Annotated in this window: 17 protein-coding genes; 7 read left to right on the forward strand and 10 right to left on the reverse strand. The window is 57.0% G+C overall.

The window, feature by feature from the left end; genetic code table 11:
- Nucleotides 1-133 precede the first annotated feature (133 nt).
- The 4 genes from RTCIAT899_RS22905 to RTCIAT899_RS22925 form a co-directional block, all read right to left on the reverse strand.
- Entirely contained in the window at nucleotides 134-1,183 is a 1,050-nt protein-coding gene (locus RTCIAT899_RS22905; protein ID WP_015342176.1) for a DMT family transporter, read from the reverse strand.
- A 1,263-nt stretch (nucleotides 1,184-2,446) separates the two neighbouring features.
- Nucleotides 2,447-3,025 (reverse strand): type II toxin-antitoxin system VapC family toxin, encoded by a 579-nt coding sequence (locus RTCIAT899_RS22915; protein ID WP_015342179.1) that lies wholly within the window; start codon nucleotides 3,023-3,025, stop codon nucleotides 2,447-2,449.
- Nucleotides 3,015-3,311, reverse strand: a complete 297-nt coding sequence (locus RTCIAT899_RS22920; protein ID WP_015342180.1) for a hypothetical protein — start codon at nucleotides 3,309-3,311, stop codon at nucleotides 3,015-3,017. The genes RTCIAT899_RS22915 and RTCIAT899_RS22920 overlap by 11 nt, the downstream gene beginning before the upstream one ends.
- Before the next feature lie 576 nt (nucleotides 3,312-3,887).
- Complete coding sequence (locus tag RTCIAT899_RS22925; RefSeq protein WP_015342181.1) at nucleotides 3,888-5,183, reverse strand: PDDEXK nuclease domain-containing protein; 1,296 nt, start codon at nucleotides 5,181-5,183, stop codon at nucleotides 3,888-3,890.
- Between the two features lie 387 nt (nucleotides 5,184-5,570).
- On the opposite strand from RTCIAT899_RS22925, the gene RTCIAT899_RS22935 reads away from it, so the two are divergent.
- Together RTCIAT899_RS22935 and RTCIAT899_RS22940 are read left to right on the forward strand one after the other, a co-directional pair.
- A complete protein-coding gene (locus RTCIAT899_RS22935) occupies nucleotides 5,571-7,955 on the forward strand; it encodes a tetratricopeptide repeat protein (protein WP_135488097.1) in 2,385 nt (794 codons plus the stop codon).
- Between the two features lie 161 nt (nucleotides 7,956-8,116).
- Nucleotides 8,117-8,539: a hypothetical protein gene (locus tag RTCIAT899_RS22940; RefSeq protein WP_015342183.1), complete on the forward strand. Its 423-nt coding sequence runs from the start codon at nucleotides 8,117-8,119 to the stop codon at nucleotides 8,537-8,539.
- 202 nt (nucleotides 8,540-8,741) lie between these two features.
- Here the strand turns inward: RTCIAT899_RS22940 and RTCIAT899_RS22945 are convergent, their stop codons facing one another.
- From RTCIAT899_RS22945 to RTCIAT899_RS22955, 3 genes are all read right to left on the reverse strand, one after another.
- Nucleotides 8,742-9,194: a hypothetical protein gene (locus tag RTCIAT899_RS22945; RefSeq protein WP_015342184.1), complete on the reverse strand. Its 453-nt coding sequence runs from the start codon at nucleotides 9,192-9,194 to the stop codon at nucleotides 8,742-8,744.
- A complete protein-coding gene (locus RTCIAT899_RS22950) occupies nucleotides 9,191-9,604 on the reverse strand; it encodes a hypothetical protein (RefSeq protein ID WP_015342185.1) in 414 nt (137 codons plus the stop codon). Before RTCIAT899_RS22950 ends, RTCIAT899_RS22945 begins: the two co-directional genes overlap by 4 nt.
- A gap of 585 nt (nucleotides 9,605-10,189) precedes the next feature.
- A complete protein-coding gene (locus RTCIAT899_RS22955; protein WP_244441538.1) occupies nucleotides 10,190-10,696 on the reverse strand; it encodes a hypothetical protein in 507 nt (168 codons plus the stop codon).
- Here RTCIAT899_RS22955 and RTCIAT899_RS22960 point away from each other — a divergent pair.
- A complete protein-coding gene (locus RTCIAT899_RS22960) occupies nucleotides 10,696-11,637 on the forward strand; it encodes a sulfite exporter TauE/SafE family protein (RefSeq protein WP_015342188.1) in 942 nt (313 codons plus the stop codon). The two genes, RTCIAT899_RS22955 and RTCIAT899_RS22960, sit on opposite strands and share 1 nt — an antisense overlap.
- 86 nt (nucleotides 11,638-11,723) lie before the next feature.
- Here RTCIAT899_RS22960 and RTCIAT899_RS22965 read toward each other — a convergent pair whose 3' ends face one another.
- Nucleotides 11,724-12,380: a TetR/AcrR family transcriptional regulator gene (locus RTCIAT899_RS22965; RefSeq protein ID WP_015342189.1), complete on the reverse strand. Its 657-nt coding sequence runs from the start codon at nucleotides 12,378-12,380 to the stop codon at nucleotides 11,724-11,726.
- Nucleotides 12,381-12,718: 338 nt separating this feature from the next.
- On the opposite strand from RTCIAT899_RS22965, the gene RTCIAT899_RS22970 reads away from it, so the two are divergent.
- From RTCIAT899_RS22970 to RTCIAT899_RS22985, 4 genes are all read left to right on the forward strand, one after another.
- Nucleotides 12,719-13,888 (forward strand): HlyD family secretion protein, encoded by a 1,170-nt coding sequence (locus RTCIAT899_RS22970; protein WP_041678326.1) that lies wholly within the window; start codon nucleotides 12,719-12,721, stop codon nucleotides 13,886-13,888.
- A 23-nt stretch (nucleotides 13,889-13,911) separates the two neighbouring features.
- Complete coding sequence (locus RTCIAT899_RS22975; RefSeq protein WP_015342191.1) at nucleotides 13,912-15,495, forward strand: DHA2 family efflux MFS transporter permease subunit; 1,584 nt, start codon at nucleotides 13,912-13,914, stop codon at nucleotides 15,493-15,495.
- Between the two features lie 294 nt (nucleotides 15,496-15,789).
- Nucleotides 15,790-16,590: an SDR family NAD(P)-dependent oxidoreductase gene (locus tag RTCIAT899_RS22980; RefSeq protein ID WP_015342192.1), complete on the forward strand. Its 801-nt coding sequence runs from the start codon at nucleotides 15,790-15,792 to the stop codon at nucleotides 16,588-16,590.
- A 159-nt stretch (nucleotides 16,591-16,749) separates the two neighbouring features.
- Nucleotides 16,750-17,655: a LysR family transcriptional regulator gene (locus tag RTCIAT899_RS22985; RefSeq protein WP_015342193.1), complete on the forward strand. Its 906-nt coding sequence runs from the start codon at nucleotides 16,750-16,752 to the stop codon at nucleotides 17,653-17,655.
- A 160-nt stretch (nucleotides 17,656-17,815) separates the two neighbouring features.
- Here RTCIAT899_RS22985 and RTCIAT899_RS22990 read toward each other — a convergent pair whose 3' ends face one another.
- Together RTCIAT899_RS22990 and RTCIAT899_RS22995 are read right to left on the reverse strand one after the other, a co-directional pair.
- Nucleotides 17,816-19,108, reverse strand: coding sequence for an epoxide hydrolase family protein (locus RTCIAT899_RS22990; RefSeq protein WP_015342194.1), 1,293 nt, complete (start codon nucleotides 19,106-19,108; stop codon nucleotides 17,816-17,818).
- 13 nt (nucleotides 19,109-19,121) lie between these two features.
- Nucleotides 19,122-19,535: an Ohr family peroxiredoxin gene (locus RTCIAT899_RS22995; protein ID WP_015342195.1), complete on the reverse strand. Its 414-nt coding sequence runs from the start codon at nucleotides 19,533-19,535 to the stop codon at nucleotides 19,122-19,124.
- Nucleotides 19,536-19,606 lie beyond the last annotated feature (71 nt).

Consider the following 19,606-nt stretch of genomic DNA (forward strand, 5'->3'; position numbering starts at 1 on the left):
GGGGTTGTGTCGATGCAGCGCCGGCGAACTGAAGACTTACGCTATCCTGCCCCCGGGGTGCTATGGCGGGACTGCTCGCCGGTGTCGGCTTCATGCATGCCACGGCGATGATGGTGAATATCTGAGCCGTTGGTCAATGAGCGTGGTCGTGACGGTGGTGCAGATCCGGATAATGCGGATGTCGATGCACCAACGGGAGGTGTCGATGCCAATGGGTGTGCGGCTCGCCGGGCGGCGTATCCGGTCCATGCTCGTGCTGGTGATGTTCGTCGTGGCTATGCCGGTGCTCATGTTCAAGCGCTTCATGGACATGTTCATGATCGTGCCGCTCGGACAGATGCAGCCATAGCCCGACGGCCATCAGGCACCCAGCAACGACAAGCGTGATCGACAGCGGTTCATGTAGCATGAGGACAGCAAGCATCGCACCGACGAACGGCGCGAGCGAGAAATAAGCGCCCGTCCGCGCGGTGCCGAGATGGCGCAGCGCGAGAATGAACAGGGCGAGGCTGACGCCATAGCCCAACAGGCCGATCACGCCGGCCGCAAGATCGATACCTAGCGAGGGAAGAGCGATGCCGTTCGCCGCGGCGATGACAAGATTGATCGTTCCTGCGACCAATCCCTTGATCATGGCGATCTGGACGGGATCGGCCGACGACAGCTTGCGCGTCAGATTATTGTCGATCCCCCAGCACAGGCAGGCGCCGGCGATCAGGATGGCGCCCCACTGGAACGATGCCTGTCCCGGCCAAGATAGCAGGGCCGCGCCGGTGAGGATCGCGAAGGCCCCGGTCAGCAACCGTCCGTCGACATTCTCGCGGAACACGACCCAGGCGATTCCCATAGTCGCGAGACCTTCGAGGTTCAGCAGCAGCGAGGCTGTCGCGGCATCGGTCTGAGCCAGCCCAAACATGAGCAGCAGGGGGCCGAGTAGCCCGCCGGTGACGATCACCAAAGCGAGCCATGGCATGTCGGCGCGCCGCAGAGGAGCTTCCAGCGCCGGCAGGCGCAAGGCTCTGCGCGAGCCATGGATAACCGCAAGTCCGAGACCTGCGCCGAGATAGAGCAAGCCTGCCATCATCCATGGATCGACCGAACCGAGAAGCAGCTTGGCAAAAGGCGTGCAGGCTCCGAACAGGATAGCAGACAGAAGGGCTAAGAGGATTCCAACACGGGTCATTGCGGGCTCCATCTTTCAACAAATTCGGATCGACGCCCACAGACTGATAACGTCGGCATTGTAAAGTGTCGAGATTCACCATTCAGCGACGAAGTAGTTTTGTTTGCCAAGCAGCGAAACAAAATGGCTGTCAATGCTCTTTCTATTGGTCGCTCTGCATTATGTGTCCGTTGGTCAGGGCGGGTGCGTCGAGTTATCTCGCGGCCATGGCCCGTTTGGTATGGCGCCTACAACGATGAAGACCTGCAGAAGGAACGGTCAGCTAGCGGCCGTGGCGAAGGCGGTAAGAAGGCCAATCCTAACGATGCCTTCCATAATGGTGACGATCCCTTGAATACGTTCCACCCGCCACATGACCGATGGAAAGTATATCTGATAGCCCATACTTCGCCGTCTTCAATGGGGTCCGGATGACTTTTGGAACGACTTTTCGTGCAATAAGAGGAGTGACCTGCCACGGAACTTTCACCCAGCAGCGACGGGGTCGTTCTCTATGGGAGCGAATTCATCTCGCGAGACCATGATCTCGGGGCCTAGAGCAGGTCCTGTTCAATCCGGGTCATACCCGTCGGCCCTGAAGTAGTTTACGCATTCGATAGGAGTGAAGCGAGGGAGCACATCGCCGACCGCGTCCCACAAACGACAGCCGAATTCTCGGACAAGCTCGTTGATTTTCGTCAATCCGAAACCTTAACATTTGCTGTAACATCCTCCGATGGACAAGGCGTTGGACGGCTTCATTCTTGAACAGATCCTCATCTGCAAAGCTCTTCTTGCGGATATCGAAAGACGTCGGCCGGAATTGTCGCGCCCGGACCATACTCCCACTCTTGCAGACGCCGTTGATCTTCAGCAGCTCTACAGTCTACGCCTCACATTGAAAAACCTCCTTAATATCGTGGATCAACAACGCGCTTCTGTCGACTGCTCGTCTGGTCGAGACAGCCGAGAGGCGTTTGACAAGGGCCGTTCACCTTAGCGATTGCTTTAAATCAATGTTGAACGCCCGTTCGCGGAAGGTAAGTTCCGGCGCACCAGTTGTTATCGCTGGCAGCTAATCGCGGGAATGCGCCGGTAGGCGTCCTATCTCGGCGATGGTCAATTATGAATAGCATCCTGACATGCCAAAATCTCTAAAGTAAAAGCTATTGAAATCATTATTATATCTCGCTTTAAAATAGGACATAATGGTTAGCCGGCTAACTATCAGATAAGCAGAATTATGACACTCGGCCACTTAGTGCCATGCACTTGGTTCACCGCTCACAAGCTCATAACTCGGTACAGAATGACCCGTCCGGTTGGCATGATTTGCGAAAGGAAATCAAAATCCCGCACATTACCGGTTAGCACACTCGCGCCTAGCTGCCGCGCTTGTAGGAAAACAAGGGCGTCATTGACGAAACGCCTCTCATGCCCTTTCCCTTTAGGAAGGTTGCTCAACCGAAACAGCAGCCCCGCCAGCACACCCGCCTGTCCCCACATGGCTGTATCCGGAGCATGAAGACGGTGCTCAAGGATGTCGTCTACAGTCTCGGCGATCGTTTCGAGAACCGCTTTGGTGGTGGCATGCTTGGGGTCTAACCGGCCGAACGCATGGGTCAGCTCCGACAGGCAGACTGCGGAATGGTGGCATAGGCGATACCGCAGCAGTGCATCAACCTCAACCGGCGAGCGCCCCTGTAGCACATCCAGATAGACACTGGTGTCGAGGAACAATGGTCCGCCGATTGCCGGTTCGTCGACGACCCATGACAGGTCTTCGTCGAGCCTGCGCTCGAGCGTCCCGGCATACTTCTGTGGTTTTAGTGATCGCAGCGTTTCGGAGAGATCAAACCTCAAGATCGAGATCCGCCGAGATGCTGCCTTTGCGCCCCACCAGACGCGCGCCGAAATCATCCTCTAGGGCAAGCCGGGAAAGCGCCAGTTCCAGAAGTTCAGTGTCGGAAGTGACATGCGCGCGCTTCTTGGCCGCCTCGATCAATTCGGACGATACACGTCCCGACAAACGGGTATTCTTCGCCGTGCCGAGAAGGCCGACAGCCTTTGCTTGTTCGAGTACGAGCTTATTGCGGGCCAACGCCACTTTTGCTTCGCTTTCTGCAGCGGTTCGTAGTTGAGCACCCATTACAATCTCCTATGTTGAACATAATGTAGATTGCGTTGAACGGTAATGCAAGATTCAATGGAGCCTGGTGAGTTGGGATTCTCCGATAACTATCGATCGCCGACCAACCGAAAGATTAGGGAAATGGATTGGTTGCATGCAGATGGAACCTTGCATTCGCCATCTCGCCACGGGCTGAAGCTCATGGCGCACCGCCGCAGGGCGTCAACTCAGAGAGCTAGGGGTAAGAACGCTCCGCAGCATTGTCAGCGCCAAGTCGCCGGACAGGCGATGCCACGTTGCCTCGGGCTTAACGGTTGCAGGATAAGTGGTCGGCATGAGCACGCCGATTTACAGTCGAAGTTCGAACGCGAATAAAAGATTCTGACGAGTGGGGACATGATTGCCGATCTCTGGAGATCTTCTGACTATGCGCGCCTAAATTCTTCTATGATACCAGATGATTAGCTGATCCTTAGCTAAATGGCTTGGTGGGGCATAAGTTCGAATCGGCTCAAGAGCAGAGAGATGGACGGCAGTGCATTGCACGTTTCACCCTTGGCATCAGTTCGGTGCGAGTGCTCAACTTCACGATAACTATCTATCGCGGATCGCTCGAAGCTCGGCAAGGAATGCGGTCGCAATTTCGGTTGCTTCGGAGGCATCGCCAGGGGCGACATCCAACCCATGGGCGGCGCGGTTCATGATCTGCAGGGCGCTCCGAAGCCGATCTGCGGTTTGGGGAAGCATGTCAAGTCGTTGCAATTCTGCTAGCATTGGTCCAATAGCAAGCGGACGCTCGGCTTCTGTCTGATCCGTCAAAAGCAGTCGGATTTCCCGCTCAACCTCCATGCGGAGCTTCACAAGCGTCATCAACGGGAATTCGCGTGCAAATTCCGCTTCTGTCGGTAGCTCTGTCTGCAACGGCTCGGGAAGGGCGGCAGAGAGCCGGTATTCGGCAACACCCATAGGCTTTGTTGAATCTCGAAGCGCGTATTCGACAATCACCTCATTCTTCCCCTTGCACAGGATGATACCTATGCTCGGCCCATCGGACTCGTGACGGAGCTGGTCATCGACCGTGGAGAGATAGAAGTTCATCTTACCGGCAAATTCGGGCTTAAAGTCCTCGATCTTCAACTCGACGACGACGAAGCAGCGCAACCGCAAGTGATAGAATAGAAGGTCCAGATAGTAGTCCTGGCCACCAACCTCGAGTGGATGCTGGCTACCGACGAACGCAAAACCTTTGCCGAGCTCAAGGATCAGAGAGCGTAGGTGCTCGAGCAATCCTTGCTCGAGTTCTCGCTCCGACATCGCAGGGCCGAGAGCGAGAAAATCAAAACTATACGGATCTTTGATCAATTCCTGGGCGAGTTCGGACTGTGGCGCGGGCAGTGTTCGAGCGAAATTGGTCAGGGCCTTTCCCTGCCGTCGATGAAGTCCGCTTTCAATCTGATGCACGAGGACGTTGCGACTCCATCCATGCTCTACCGCCTGGCGGGCGTACCAGAGACGCCCTTCAGTGTCCTTCAGCATCTCGATGAGCTTGACGTTATGGCCCCAGGGCAAATGTGCAACAAGCTGTTGCACGATTTCCTCGTTTGGGAATGCCTCAGCAAAGGCACGCATATATTTGAGGTTTCGAGGCGAAAGGCCAGTCATTTCCGGAAAATCACGCCTGAGGTCCGCTGCCAGGCGATCAATAACGCGGGCTCCCCAACCTTGCGCTGTCTGGCGGGCGAGGATGTCACGGCCAATGCTCCAGTAGAGCATGATCAGTTCTTGGTTGACAGCAATGGCCGCCCTGAGCCGAGCCGCTCGGATTCTTTCCTTGAGCTCTGCGAGTAGGGATACGTAACTAACGTCTGGTGCAGGGATAGGGGTCGTCATGTCGTCAGTCTTTACCAGCTGTGGCCCTAAAAAGCTTCATTTCATTTCAGCCGAGGCCGAGCGGCTTATAAATTCCTAGAAACATAACAGTTTCCGTAAAAAGACAGATTCGGGTTCGACTCTCTTCACATCATTACAGATCCGATTTTGTTGGCTGCGAGTTGTCGTCTTTAAAACGGTGGCATCGTGGTCAAGCGCGGGCCGACGGCTTTGCGCGTTATCTCGAACTGGCCTGCTGCCGGTTTTTCGGCCGGCGCTGTGGCGGCAAATTTTGCACGTGAAGCATCAAACCAGTGCATTGCCTCGATTCTCTATTTCGCATCCGATCATAACCTGACAATCACATTTAAGTTTTATCCATATGAAGAGGTATGGGAAGGTTCAAACATGAAAGACGACGGATCACTGCGTGCATTGAGTGAGATCCTGCGTGATCTCGTTCAAAAGGGGAACCAGCTGGCGGAGGCGTTGCGGCTCGCAGAAGCTCATCTTGTCGGTAGGCCTTACGATACTGAAATATTGGAATGGCGTATCCGCCTGCTTGATCAGATGGGGCGCGGCGAAGACGCTCTGGTTGCATTTGAGCCATATAAAACTGCGATCCTTTCGCGGCAGCCAGAAAGTCCACATCGCTGGCAGGAACTTGGGTTCGCCCTCCATTGGCAGGCAGAGATTTGCCGCGCTCTGGGCCGGAAAGAAGAGGCATGCCAGCTGGCTCTCGAGGCAGTGACCAGGATCGGCAGCTTTGCCGACCATACGATCTGGATGACGACAGCACGATGGTTCTGGAACGACGGCGAATTCAATGGCGCTGGGCGGCTCTGGTACGATGTCATGTTCAGGAGCTGTGCGGACGACGGCGTGGCGGCCGAAATTCTTAAAATCACTGCCGCTCTGGGCGACGAACACAACCATGATTGGGTATGGCTCGCACGCATGCGGGCGACGCTGGCCGTTCGAGAGCGAAGACGCGAGCGCATAGAAGCGATGTTCCACCATGTCGCGCACCAGCCCCTGGCCTGGCGCATCAGGGCCAGGGCGCGCGCCATGGTGGATGATCTCGACGCGGCCTCCGCCGATCTTGATCATTATCTCGAACTCGGCGGCGATCCCCGGGCACAGGTTTGGCGGGCGCAGCTCAACCACCATATGGGGCGTGCACACGGTCTGGAGCAGATCGTTTGGAATCGGACGAGCGACGCCGGCGGGCGCGACTATTATGCGGCGGGCTGCGATGTCATGGAATTCATCGAAGAACTCCAAAAGGAAGGGCAATATGTCGGCGCCGAGGATTTCGCACGTGCGCGTCGAGTGGAAGCCGAGGTCTATAAGCTGGGAGCGGAGCGTTTCGAGCACTATTTCGCGACAGGGAAAGGCAATAGTGAAGACGCCGATCCGCATGTCTATGCCATGCTGTGCAACAATCTTGGCTCATCTTGGGGTATCAACCAGGAACGTTACCTTGAGGGCATAGCCTGGCACGACAAGGGTTGGGCAGTCTCGCCATTCTGGGAGCAATACAGCAACCGGCTGCGCAACCAGCTCCATGCCCATCAATGGGGGGGCGTGATCGGATCCTATAAGGTTCTGCGTCAAGCTTTCGGCAAGGGCTGGGAATATGAAAAGCGGTTGAATGGCGTCGCCCATGCCTATGATCAGCTCGGACGCCATGGCGACCTGCTCGCGCTCTATGACGAATTCGCCGACTGGTGCTGGACATTCGAAACAAACTGGCTTGAGTTCGATGAGGAAGAAAGCCAGATCGGGCTGCTGTTGCGAACGGCAAGGGCAGCGGCGCACCAAGGACGCGACGATCTGTTGCGTGAAATTACGCAAAGACTGCTGGCCTCCGATCGTCTGACCCCAAACATGGCAAGCTTCCTTGCCGCGGTCTGGGCTGACCATGGTGAACCGGCCGAAGCGGCGCGCTGCCGGCAGGGGCTCGCTCCGTCGGAGCCCCCGGCGACGCCAGATATGCCGAGGCTTCCTGACCTCGATACACTACAGCGGATCCACGATGGCGTGCCGCTGAATTCAGGCTATGGCGTGCTCACCCTGGCAGCGGAAGATGAGCAGGACTGGAATTTCGTCGTTACCCGCTATCTGGCGCCGGCCAATGGCGACGCCTATTGCCCCGTCAACATCGAGGCACAGCGAGGGCAGGAACCCGGCACGCTTGCCTGGCAGGTCGCTCAGGTCGAGGAGCAGGCTGGATGGCTGGCGCGGCTCGGCGGCCGCAAAGTCAGCCGGCGTATCCAGTTCACCCGCTCTTCCACGGGCTCACTCGCTGCCGAAGCGCTCCAGACTGCGGACGAGGCTGAGATAGAGGGTTTCTGGCCGCAATTTTTGCAACGATACGAGAGGGCGGACAAGATCTGGCAGCAATTATCCGGCGCAATCACTATCGAGCACATCAGGGCGCTTCTCGCCGAACTCGAGACGGCCGGTTATGATTATGATCAATCGCTGAACTTGGGCATCTGCCTGGTTCAGCGCTCGTTCATCAACGGACGGCAGGAGATCAGCCTTTGTTTCGACCGCTTGCGGGATGGCGATCCAGCCCGTTCGGGCAAGGCCTGTGACTTCTACTATTACCGTTACCAGATCGCCGGGACGGAAGAGAAGCCTGTTCTCTGCTATATGTATCAGGACAAGAACAATCAGACAGCCAGGGATATCGAGCCAAGCGACCCCGATCTAGCACTGGCTTCGTTCGATCACTTCCAGCGCATGATGCGCCGTCTGGAGCAGTGGCGCAAACAGAAGGGTTGATCTTTGAGAAACGAACTGCTCCGGCGAGCGATCGAGAACATCCTCGTAAAATACTCGCGGGACACCTCTGAAGACTCCTGCGCGGCGTTGCAATACTGTTTCGCCTTGGAGTACGAGAACCATCGTCCGTGCTCAAATCGCTTCCGTCCGAGCCATGAACCATGAGACTGATCAACGAAATCGTCCCGGGCCGTTCGCTAGGCGGCATTGCACTTCAGATCTCCATCGACGCGGTGATCGAGAACCTTCGGAACCACCATGCTATAAAAATCTCCGAGGGCACCGTGTCCATTGACGATGGACTTATCACTATCGGCTACGACGAAAGCCGATCGATCTACTCGGTGATGTGCAACTCCGGGTTCGAAGGTCGCTATGAGGGCAAGCTCTGGGCCGGCATGACGGTCAGGGAGGTATTGAATAACTCAACAACCCAGGTAGCATGGGGAGGTGCAGTAGTGGTGGACGGCATCGAAGGGATTGGCCTGCCACTGCCTGATGGTTTTGACGACTTCGAGCGACTCACGGATCACCTGCCGCTGGACCATGTGTTTGAGCATCTGTCGGTCTTTATACCGGGATGATTTTGGGAAAGACCTGGTAACGTGCCCGGCAAGGTTGCTGGTACCACAAACTAATGATGGCGAGTTCATGTTGCCCTCCATGGGCGCCTGGTTCAGCAGCGGTAGGTCCTCTGAAGTTGGATTTGCGGAGATAGCATCTAAGATGGGTATCACAGTCGGCCGCACCGCCCATTCCGTCAACAGTTTGCCGAGAGCCTTGTAGTCATCGTACCACCTTGTACTTGAGGTCCCTGTGCTTGATCTTGATCACGGAGTTCGTGAAGATGATCTCGTGGCTCAGAAAGCCATCTTCGAGCACCAGCATCTCATCGATGAGCCAATCGCCGTGAGAACGGTCGCCAGCGGGCCATTCGCTCTTGGTTTTTTCAGCCGCGTAAGACTGTACGTCGCTGTAGAACAGCGTGATGCGGTTCCCATACGCCCCGGCCAGATGCATCTCGATGTTATTCGCCCGGACGTCACCGTCGTCGAACTCTCGTATGAGCAACTGCTCCAGCCTGCATCGTGCGTCCCCATGCTCGTAGTGCCACGCAGCGTCCATGAATTCGAGAGCGTCCGGCGGCACCAGGTTGCTTACCTCACGCACATAGGCCGGATAAGCGGAGCTGTCGATGGAATAGCCATCGCTGGTTTCACTGAACCTGATGACTTTCATGATGCTTGATCACCATCTTGCGAGCCTGGTCGCGCAGTTTCAGTGCGGAGGTTTTCCACGGCACGTAGCTCCTGGGTTGCTTTACCGATCGTCGTCCACCGGAGACGGAAGTTCTCAGCCGCGGTGCTGAGCCACTCCTTTTGTGCAGGAATGTGCTCCACGAGGCCTTCCAGGAATGAGGCGAACCGTTCGAAGATCTTCATGGCCTCTGGATCCTCGGAGGCGTGGCCCCACCCTGCGGTGTGGAATTCTTCGAGATGATCCAGGATCTTGAAGAAAACCTCGCTGCTGCGCGCGATGTCGTCAGGCTCGAGCGCCATGACACCGACCATGAAACGCAACTCTTCACTCACGGAAAGCAGCGAGGGTGCGGTGTGCGTGTCTTGGTATAGCAGGTCGATCGATAGCATGTGCATTCCCGAGGCACGCTCAACGCCGCGGCATAGAGCGGTAGTAGTTCGCGAGTGCATCGTACGGAAGCAGAGCACCGGCAATCTTTGTCAGCACCCGCACGTCGCCCTCCTCTTTACGAAAATGAACTGTGGCGCCGGATGGAAGTAGAGCCACCCGCTCGTCGCCGAGGTCGAAGCTCACTGTGCCCTTGACGGTGCAAGCAACCTCCGAGGGCCTGGCAATGCGCGCGAAGCCGGGCAGGTCGCAAGGGCCGAAAAAGTCGATGGTGTCGTGCGAAAAGCGCCTGTCGCTGTCGAAGTGAAGGGTTGGCGCTCCAACCGTCGAAGTCGAAGGTGTAGACGATCCCCGATCCCGTGCGCCATTGCTCGTCAGCCTCTGGGTCGCAGGCTGCCTCCTGTGGAGCGCTCATGCTGATAGCCAGATGCACGGAGCCTCGTTCGAGGTAGCATATCAGATCGAGTTGACCGGCGATGGTTTGTTTCAACAACGGATGCCTTTTTGAGGTTGCGCTCCGAATACTTTCGGGTCACTACGCGGCTGTTGGGTGTTCCCAGAACAGACGCTGCAAGTTCGCCTGCGTTTCAAACAATCTCCGCAAAAAGGCATTCAAATACAGTCGCTGGCAAACCATCCATCTGCGTAACGCACCCGGTTGCAAGCAAGAAAAAATACCGGTGCTCCACTTCCTTGAAGCCGCATCCGGACAACAAGTTCTTCGCGATGTCTGTGGATGCCAAAACCGATTTCGGCAACCTTTCCTGCGCAATCGGATGATTAGCTCTCCCCATATCCGTCACGCGCCACTTTCTGTCGAAACAATAAACGGCGAACAAAGGCGATTTCGACGAAATATAGAACCTGACATCAAATTCATACACCTTGGCCAGCGCCTCATCGTTGCCCGCCAGCTTGCAGGTCAACGATTGGGCTGCGTTGTAATTCATATCGTCGTCTAGTACCAAGCTCGCTTTCAATGCTGCCTCTAGCCGTCCTTTCAGTGCAAGAACGGATCGGACGTAATCGTCCGCGTAATTGACAGGCTTTGCCAAGGCTTGGGAAATGAATTCTGGCAATTCGTTCACAGACAATGGACCTTGGTATATTTCTGCCTCGTCTTGGTGGCCGCGAATGTGCATGTGTCAAGACAAAAGGCCTCCGCCTGCATCGCGGTATTCCAGCTTCAGCAAGACACCTTTATTTTACAGAAGTAAATCTGATCCTCGATTCCCGGAGCGGGAAATGGGGTTCAAAATCCTCCGAGACTCCATTCGTCACCGGAGGAAACCTGGGTGGCAGATCAACCTTTACCGGTGTATTCCTGATCTGCTTCATGAAAGGGGCATTCGGGGGAGGCTTTTCTATCGTCGGCATCCCGCTCTTGTCGATCGTAATGGATCCGGTTGTCGCCGGCGGGCTGCTCGCGCCCTTGTTTGTCGCCATGGATCTCTATGCGTTTCGCTACTGGACGCGTTCAACCTGGTCTAGACCGGACCTCGTACTGCTTACTCCAGGCCTCGTGCTCGGCATCGGCATCGGTTATCTTCTGTTTCGCTCCTTGGACCATCGTGCCATCGCAATCATCATGGCAGTGACGACCCTGATGTTCGTCGGGCTCTGGCTCTTCAAGGGGGCGGAGGTCGCGCCCCGCCCACGTTCGACCCCGAAAGCGATCTCTGCGGGCCTCGCGTCGGGTGTGACGACAATGGTTGCTCACTCCGGAGGGCCGCCGCTCGCGATGTATTTGCTGCCGCTTGGCCTTAGCAAGGAAGTCTACGCGGGGACGACCAGCATGTTCTTCGCAGTCGGCAACGCGACGAAAGCGGTACCATGGTTATTGTTGACAAGTCCGACGGCTGACCTCTGGAAGTTGATGGGGATCTGCTTGCTTGCGGTGCCGAGCGGTGTATCGCTGGGCTGGCGGCTGCATGGCGCGCTTGACCAACGTCAGATTTACCGCGCTTGCTATGCGCTGTTAGTCATCACCGCAATGAAGTTGCTTTGGGACGGCATTTGGGGATTTGTCGCATGAGCATTTCGATGCGTCGTCTCCGAGCTTGCGTAAACTTGTATGGCCAATGCCTAAAACCGAAGCCATCGATTTTCATAGAGCAAAATTCAAAGCTCCCGTTTCTTGCAACCCTGAAGGAAGAGTTTCGCGCAGGTTTGCGCCCGCGAGATAATCTCTCCATCGGGAATATTGGCCAACTGGCCGAGCATCACGGCGCGCTGAGGCTCCATTGCCATCATCCCGCGGAGCATACCGGTTGCAGCGCCTGGGTCGTCTAGCTCTATCTGGCCCGAGCTAATGCGCTTCGTCAGCCAATTTTCGATCGCTTTGCTCGTCTTGCGGATCGCTTGCTCATAAAAGATAGTCGCGATTTCCGGAAAGCGGTCCGATTCACTTAGAACCAGCCGTGTCATCGCAATCGTCTCTCCAGAGAGGGTAAGCCTGCCATAGGAGATCAAGAGTTTTTCTAGACTCTCCTGCAGTGGTGTGTCGGCGGCGCCTTCCGTATCCAACGCCAGGATGTAATTCTTGATCTTCTTCGAAATGACGCTCGAAAAAAGATCGGCTTTTGCTGGAAACAAGCGATAGAGTGTCTTTGTGGAAACGCCGGCGGTCTGGGCGATCATGCTGATGCTTGCAGCAGCATAGCCCGCCTTCCTGAACTGATCATCCGCGACATCGAGGATAAGGTCCTTGGTTTCTTCATCTGATCTGATCTGCGGCCTACCGCGACAGCGCTTTTCACTTTCAGCTTCTTTTTGCATAGCGTTTTTGCCTTCATTTTCTCCAGGATACAGGCATTAAGGAAAATATCAAGTTTCCTAAATACCTGAAGTGCTCGCATTCGAGAGCTCCGTCTCGTCCCGGCTTTGATACTCCAGAGATTGGCATCTTTCAGTGGCTCGGTTGCTTGGGGCACCAACCCAGCCCCGGGCAACTGAGGACTTCCGAAACTTGTTCATTTAGGAAACCGAATATTTTCCAAAATATATTGACAAGACTCCAAGTGAGCGTATTTTGGAAAACAATAATTTTCCTATTTGTCCGACCTGTGTCGCCGGACTGAACCGGAGCTACTGAAATGGACGAGAACGTCGTTGGCATCACCAGCAAGATCGACCGCACACTTGGCACCCCAAGCGGTATCCCCGATACCGCCGAAGCGAAACAGCAACCCGTCGCGGAGGCCACCTCCCCGGCGCCTTCTGTTCGAGCCGGTACCCGACGCTTCCGCATCAAGAATGCCTTGCTCGCCGCAGTCGCACTGGGTGCGGTAACAGCAGCTGCCTATTATGGGCACAATTATTGGACCGAGGGCCGCTTCGAGATTTCGACCGATGACGCCTATGTCAAGGCGGACAGTACGACCGTCGCACCGAAGGTTTCCGGCTATCTGGCCGAGGTTCTCGTCAGCGACAATGAAATGGTCAAGGCTGGCCAACCACTTGCCCGTATCGATGATCGGGATTTCCGCACGGCGCTCGATCAGGCGAGGGCAGATGTCGCCGCTGCAGAGGCGACAATCAATGCCAAGCAGGCATCGCTCGACATTCAGCAGTCCACCATCGCTGCCGCCCGAGCAACGCTCGATGTCGACAAGGCCAACGAAACCTTCGCCGAACAAAACAACAAGCGCTACACCAATCTGGCTACGAGTGGCTACGCACCGGTTCAAACGGCCCAGCAGACTGCTGCCGCGATTGCTGCTGCTCAGGCAACGATCGTTCGAGATACCGCCGCGCTGGATGCAGCGATAAAGCAGGTCGATCTCTTGAACGCCGAGCTCGCTCAGGCCAAGGCGACGTTGGGCCATGACCAGGCCGTCGCGCATCAGGCTGGGCTCAACCTTTCCTATGCAACCATTGTCGCACCCGTCGACGGGACTGTCGGCAACAGGACATTGCGCATCGGCCAGTATGTCCAGGCCGGCACCCAGCTGATGTCGGTCGTTCCGACGACGGCCGCCTACATCATCGCTAATTACAAGGAAACGCAGCTGACCGATGTCCACGCTGGCCAGCCGGTCGATATAGATGTCGATATGTTTCCCAGCCGCACATATCGCGGCCACGTCGACAGCATCGCCCCGGCAAGCGGTCAGGAATTTGCACTCCTACCGCCCGACAACGCCACCGGTAATTTTACGAAGGTCGTTCAACGTATCCCCGTCAAGATCGTCCTCGACGGAAGCATCGCCGACACAGACGACCTGCGACCGGGAATGTCCGTCCAGCCCAGCATCGACACCAAGGCCGATGCCGTCAGTCACTAGGTGCGAATGCAGGAGGTCGCGTCATGTCCGCCATCACAGCAATCGCCGGCCACGCCCAGCAACCGCGCGCCAGCACCAAGGAATGGATCGCCGTACTCGCCGGAATGATCGGCGCCTTCATGGCCATCCTGAATATTCAGATCACGAATGCCTCTCTCCTCGACATTGAGGGCGGCATCGGAACGGGCGTCGACAACGGCGCATGGATTTCGACGTCCTACCTCATTGGCGAGATCGTCGTCATTCCTTTGACGGCCTATTTCAGCAACGTCTTCTCCTTCCGCCGTTATATTCTCGTAAACTCCATTCTCTTCCCCCTCTTTTCCATGGCCTGCGCCTTCGCGCATGATCTCGGAACGATGATCCTGCTTCGTGGGCTGCAGGGCTTTGCTGGTGGCGTCTTGATCCCGATGGCCTTCACCATGGTTCTGACCAAGCTGCCAAAAAACCAGCAGCCGCTAGGGCTTGCCGTCTTTGCTCTTTCCGTCACCTTCGCGCCGGCGATCGGACCGACGATTGGCGGCTATCTGACGGAAAATTACGGCTGGCAGACCATCTTCTTCATCAACACCATCCCAAGCATGATCATGGCAATCGCTCTCGCGCTGACGCTCGAGAAGCAACCGATGCAGCTCCACCTCCTGAAGGAAGGAGACTGGGCTGGTATCGTGACGATGGCGATTGGCCTTTCGGCTCTGCAGACCGTGCTGGAGGAAGGCAACAAGGACGACTGGTTCTCTTCTCCTTTCATCGTCAAGCTCAGCATTGTCGCCTTTGTTTTCCTGGCCGCATTCATCTGGATCGAGCTGACGGTGAAGAAGCCGCTCGTGAAACTGCGGTTGTTGACACAGCGCAACTTTGGCATCGGTGTGCTTGTCAACGTGCTGGTCGGCGTCGCGCTCTTCGGCACGGTCTACATTCTCCCTCAATATCTCGGGCAGGTGCAGCGCTACAACGCCGAGCAGATCGGCAATGTGCTTGCCTGGACCGGTTTGCCACAACTCTTGCTCATCCCGCTGGTGCCCGTCTTGATGAAACGCTTCGATGCCCGCTATATCGGCTTTCTCGGGATCTCGATCTTCGCCATCAGTTGCTTCATGAACGTCATGCTCTCGGCCGACAATGCAGGCGACCAGTTCTGGGTGCCCAATATCGTCCGTGCCATCGGCCAGGCCCTCGTCCTGACGCCGATTACCGCCATTACGACGGCCGGTATCGCTGCTGCGGACGCTGCCGCCGCTTCGGGCCTCACCAATATGCTGCGAAACCTTGGGGGCGCGGTGGGAACGGCCTCTCTCGGCACGATCTTGACCAAGCGCGAGCAGTTTCACTCCAACATCATCGGGCAGTCGATCACTCTTGCTCGCGATGAAGTTCGTGATCGCATTACGACCTTGACCGGCTATTTCATCCAGCACGGTGTTGCCGATCCCTCTGTTGCGACCCATAAGGCGGTCGTTGCACTTGGCCAAATTGTCCGGCGGCAGGCTCTCATTCTCGGCTTCGGCGATACTTTCGCCGTGATCGGCATCGTTCTCTCCGTCGCCGCCGTCGCGCTGCTCTTTACGCGCAAACCGCAAGTCGGCGGTGGCGCAGGCGCCCATTAATCGCGCGCCCATCTGGTCGCCACGCCTATTCCCTTCAATAGCTCAGCGATCCCGTATCGGTGAGCGTTCCCGGCTCTTTCATCCAATAGGTTTCGTTCCGCTTGCCGGCAGGGTTGCGCCCTGGCTTCGTCGTACCATCCGCCCAAATTGCGGGAGACGCGGCTGGTGCAGGCTCAGGTTTTGAGAGGCTGACTATCGTTTTCGATAACTCCCGCCTGTGCTCCGACCGTTCTAGATTCGCATCTGTGGGTGGGCGTAAGTGAACGTCCTCAAAAAGCTTAGGAGTAAACGACAATGACGAATACCAAGGGAACTGCCGTCGTCACGGGCGCGTCGACCGGCATTGGAGCTGTTTATGCAGAGCGCCTCGCGACGCGCGGCTATGATCTCGTTCTGGTCGCACGAAGTGCGGATAAGCTCGGCCAGGTCGCTGATCGAATTCGCGCCAGGACAGGCCGGCAGGTGGATATCCTTCCCGCGGATCTTGCCGATACCGCAGATCTCGCAAACGTCGAGGATTTCTTGAGGACGACGCCGGATATTACCTTGCTGGTCAACAATGCCGGTCTTGGCGGGGCCTTGCGGCTTGTCGAATCCGATATCGAACAAATGACCGCTATGATTTCGCTTAATGTGACGGCGTTGACGCGATTGACTTACGCAATCGTGCCGGAATTCCTCGCGCGAGGATCGGGCACGATCATCAACATCGCGTCGATCGTCGCGGTCAATCCGGAACTGCTCAACGGCGTCTATGGCGGCACGAAAGCATTTGTTGTCGCCTTCAGCCAAAATCTCCGGCACGAGCTGCAAGGGACAGGTGTTCATGTTCAGGTGGTCCTTCCAGGCGCGACCGCCACCGATTTCTGGGCGATCGCTGGCCGTCCGGTCGAATTGCTTCCAAGTGCGATCGTCATGAGCGGAGAAGATCTGGTCGATGCGGCGCTCGTCGGGCTTGATCGTGGCGAGTTTGCTACCATTCCCTCCCTTCAGGAGGGCGAGCTGTTCGATGCTTACGAAGCGGCGCGGCAAGCCATGGCAGGCAAGCTGTCCACCTCCAAGCCAGCGGCCCGCTATCGTGTCTCAACCCCATGATTCATGGCATGGCGAAAAGCGTGGAAGCGGTCTTGGCGCATCAACGCGCCATGAAATTGGTAAGGCGCGCGTAATGATCGAAGCCCCAGACATGGGGCCTTCTGTTCCTCCTCCCTTGGAGGGGCTATTGTGAGCGGGTGAGGCTTCATGGGGGGTAGCATGGACCGTCTCGATGCGATGCAGGTGCTGCTGGCGGTCGTTGACGCCGGCAGCCTTTCTGCGGGAAGCCGAAAGCTCAACGCGCCGCTGCCAAGTGTGAGCCGTAAGGTAGCGGAGCTTGAGCGCTTCCTCGGTACGCACCTGCTGATCCGCACCAGCCGGAATATTCAGTTGACCGATGCCGGCCGTGACTATGTGGAGGCGGCCCGGCAGATCGTGGCCCAGATCAAAGAGGCCGAGCTTCGAGCCTCAGGCGAATATGAGGTACCGAGAGGCGAGCTTGCGATCACAATGCCGTTGGTCTTCGGCCAGCAACAGGTGATGCCGCTTGCGCTCGATTTTCTTTGCGAGCACCCTGAAATCATCCTCAATGTGCTGTCTGTCGATCGTGTGGTTCATCTCGTGGATGAACACGTCGATGTCGGTATCCGTCTCGGCCGTCTCGTCGATAGTTCGCTCTATGCGGTCAAGGTGGGCGACTTTCGTCTCGTGACCTATGCAAGCCCGGCTTATCTGGCGCGCAATGGTCTCCCTTTGAGACCGGAGGACCTCGTTAATCACGACGCTGCCGTCTTTGGCGCGATCGAGGCAGCATCGTGGATCTATGATCTCGACGGCCAGAAGGTTCAGGCAGCGCCGAACATCCGAATCCGGGCTAATACCAGTACGGATGCCATCGAGGCCGCTGTACGTGGTATCGGAGTTGCGCGGGCGCCGAGCTATCAAGCATTGAACGAATTGCGGACCGGCGCGCTGGTCCGCATCCTCGACGAGCACGATAACAAGACATTTCCGGTGCATCTGGTCTATGCGCGTCAGGGTCTGCTCCCATTGAAGGTGCGGGCCTTTCTAGACTGGATGGTACCGCGCATGCGTGAGGCGTTGCGGCAGCTCGAGGATATCTAGCCGGTGGCGAGAGAGTGAATTCCTGTCACCCATATGCGTTGCTGTATGGCACGACCGTGCGGAGGCCCGTCCTCGTCGCCCGCGAAGTTAAGCAGAAAAGCCTGCGATCGCAACGACCGCAGGCTTGACATGGCACGATAGTCCGGATTTTTCGCAGGTATCAGCGCAGCGATCTGAAGGCAGTGCGCATTTCGCTTGTGAATGCGGCCGGTTGTTCCCAGGCGGCAAAATGGCCACCCTTATCGAGGCGATTGTAGTGGATGAGGTTCGGATAGGCGCGTTCGGCCCAGCTACTCGGCGCCGTGTAGAGCTCATCTGGGAAGACGCTCACCGCGACCGGCAGCGTGACGCCTTTTGGCGCGAAGAAGGCGAGCTTGCTTTCCCAGTAGAGGCGTGCCGATGAGATGGCAGTTCCGGTCAACCAGTAGAGCGACACGTTGTCGATCAGGTCCTGCTTCGACAGGCCTTCCTGGCCGCCTTCGAAGGCGCGAGTGATCAATTCCATGCTGCGTGCATCATGGTCGAACATCCACGAGGCAAGTCCGATTGGCGAGTCCGCGAGTGCATAAAGCGTCTGCGGACGCTTCGACATCTCGATGGCATAGCCTAGCCCATTCTTGTAGAAATAATCGAGCTGGTTGTAGGCCTGGAGCTCTTCCGGCGACAGGCCAGCAGGCGCGCCAGCGCCCGCAGCGAGTGCTTTTGCGATATAGTCCGGCACCGTTGCTGGCATGTTCGTGTGAATAGCGATCAGGCCGGCAGGCTTGAGCAGTGCCAGTTGCTCGGTGACCGCGTTGCCCCAGTCACCACCTTGAGCAACATAACGCGTATAGCCGAGGCGCTCCATCAGGACGGACCATGCCTTGGCGATGCGGATTGGATCCCAGCCAAGTTCTGTCGGTCTGCCCGAAAAGCCGTGTCCCGGCAGCGACGGGATCACCACGTCGAAGGCGTCGGCTTCGGTGCCGCCGTGGCGGGTGGGGTCGGTGAGCGGGCTGATGACCTTGAGCTGCTCGAAAATCGAGCCTGGCCAGCCATGCGTGATGATCATCGGCAACGCGTTCGGGTGCTTCGATCTCACATGAATGAAGTGGATGTCGACACCATCGATCTCGGTGACGAAATTAGGCAGATTATTGAGATAGTCTTCGGCCTTGTGCCAGCTATATTCATTCGCCCAATAATCGGCGACGGCCTTCATGGTCGCCAGCTTTAGACCTTGCGACGTATCGCCGACCGTCTCCCGGTCTGGCCAGCGCGTTGCCTTTATCCGCTGGTTCATATCCGCAAGCGCAGCCTCGGATACGGCGATTTTGAACGAGCGGACCGTCGAACTGTCCGGGACGGTGGCGCCGGTCGCTGCTGCTGAGCGAGGGAGACCGAGGGTGGCGGCGCCGATCAGCGACGTGGCAATGAACTTGCGTCGGCCGATCTCTGTGCTGATGCTTGACATCTTGTCTCTCCTTTCAGGCGAGTGCGACATGGGCAGAAATGCCGCCGCGAGTCATTTTCGAATAGGGGCAGATTGCATCAGCCGAGCTGACGAGAAATTGGGCCATCTGCGGATCGAGACCGGGCAGGCTTACGGTGAGCCTTGCAATAAGATGGAAGCCTTCTGCGTCATCCAGGTTTAGATCGACTTCGGCGTCGACGGCGGTGCCATTCGGCAGTCCAATACCGGCCTGGCTGGCAGCGCGCGCCAATGCTCCTTCGAAGCAGGCCGACCAACCGGCCGCGAAAAGTTGCTCGGGATTGGTGCCGGGGCGCTTGGTGCCCGGGGTTGCGAGCTGAATGTCGAGGTGACCATCCGAGCTCCGGGCGGCGCCGTCGCGGCCGCCGATCGTGTGGACGTGAGCAGTGTAAAGCGTCTTGCTGGTCATTGTTTTAATCCTGTCTTGATAGAGTTGCCGTGTTCCAGCCGGTATCGACGCGCTTTGGCGCATATGGAGCC

This window comes from Rhizobium tropici CIAT 899 (genome assembly GCF_000330885.1).
GTDB classification, from domain to species: domain Bacteria; phylum Pseudomonadota; class Alphaproteobacteria; order Rhizobiales; family Rhizobiaceae; genus Rhizobium; species Rhizobium tropici.

Bases quoted from the DNA above. Each gene is read 5' to 3' on its own strand.
- RTCIAT899_RS22905 (WP_015342176.1), bottom strand. From the start codon at position 1,183: ATGACCCGTGTTGGAATCCTCTTAGCCCTTCTGTCTGCTATCCTGTTC.
- RTCIAT899_RS22920 (WP_015342180.1), bottom strand. From the start codon at position 3,311: ATGGGTGCTCAACTACGAACCGCTGCAGAAAGCGAAGCAAAAGTGGCG.
- RTCIAT899_RS22925 (WP_015342181.1), bottom strand. From the start codon at position 5,183: ATGACGACCCCTATCCCTGCACCAGACGTTAGTTACGTATCCCTACTC.
- RTCIAT899_RS22935 (WP_135488097.1), top strand. From the start codon at position 5,571: ATGAAAGACGACGGATCACTGCGTGCATTGAGTGAGATCCTGCGTGAT.
- RTCIAT899_RS22940 (WP_015342183.1), top strand. From the start codon at position 8,117: ATGAGACTGATCAACGAAATCGTCCCGGGCCGTTCGCTAGGCGGCATT.
- RTCIAT899_RS22945 (WP_015342184.1), bottom strand. From the start codon at position 9,194: ATGAAAGTCATCAGGTTCAGTGAAACCAGCGATGGCTATTCCATCGAC.
- RTCIAT899_RS22950 (WP_015342185.1), bottom strand. From the start codon at position 9,604: ATGCTATCGATCGACCTGCTATACCAAGACACGCACACCGCACCCTCG.
- RTCIAT899_RS22960 (WP_015342188.1), top strand. From the start codon at position 10,696: ATGGACCTTGGTATATTTCTGCCTCGTCTTGGTGGCCGCGAATGTGCA.
- RTCIAT899_RS22965 (WP_015342189.1), bottom strand. From the start codon at position 12,380: ATGCAAAAAGAAGCTGAAAGTGAAAAGCGCTGTCGCGGTAGGCCGCAG.
- RTCIAT899_RS22975 (WP_015342191.1), top strand. From the start codon at position 13,912: ATGTCCGCCATCACAGCAATCGCCGGCCACGCCCAGCAACCGCGCGCC.
- RTCIAT899_RS22980 (WP_015342192.1), top strand. From the start codon at position 15,790: ATGACGAATACCAAGGGAACTGCCGTCGTCACGGGCGCGTCGACCGGC.
- RTCIAT899_RS22985 (WP_015342193.1), top strand. From the start codon at position 16,750: ATGGACCGTCTCGATGCGATGCAGGTGCTGCTGGCGGTCGTTGACGCC.
- RTCIAT899_RS22990 (WP_015342194.1), bottom strand. From the start codon at position 19,108: ATGTCAAGCATCAGCACAGAGATCGGCCGACGCAAGTTCATTGCCACG.
- RTCIAT899_RS22995 (WP_015342195.1), bottom strand. From the start codon at position 19,535: ATGACCAGCAAGACGCTTTACACTGCTCACGTCCACACGATCGGCGGC.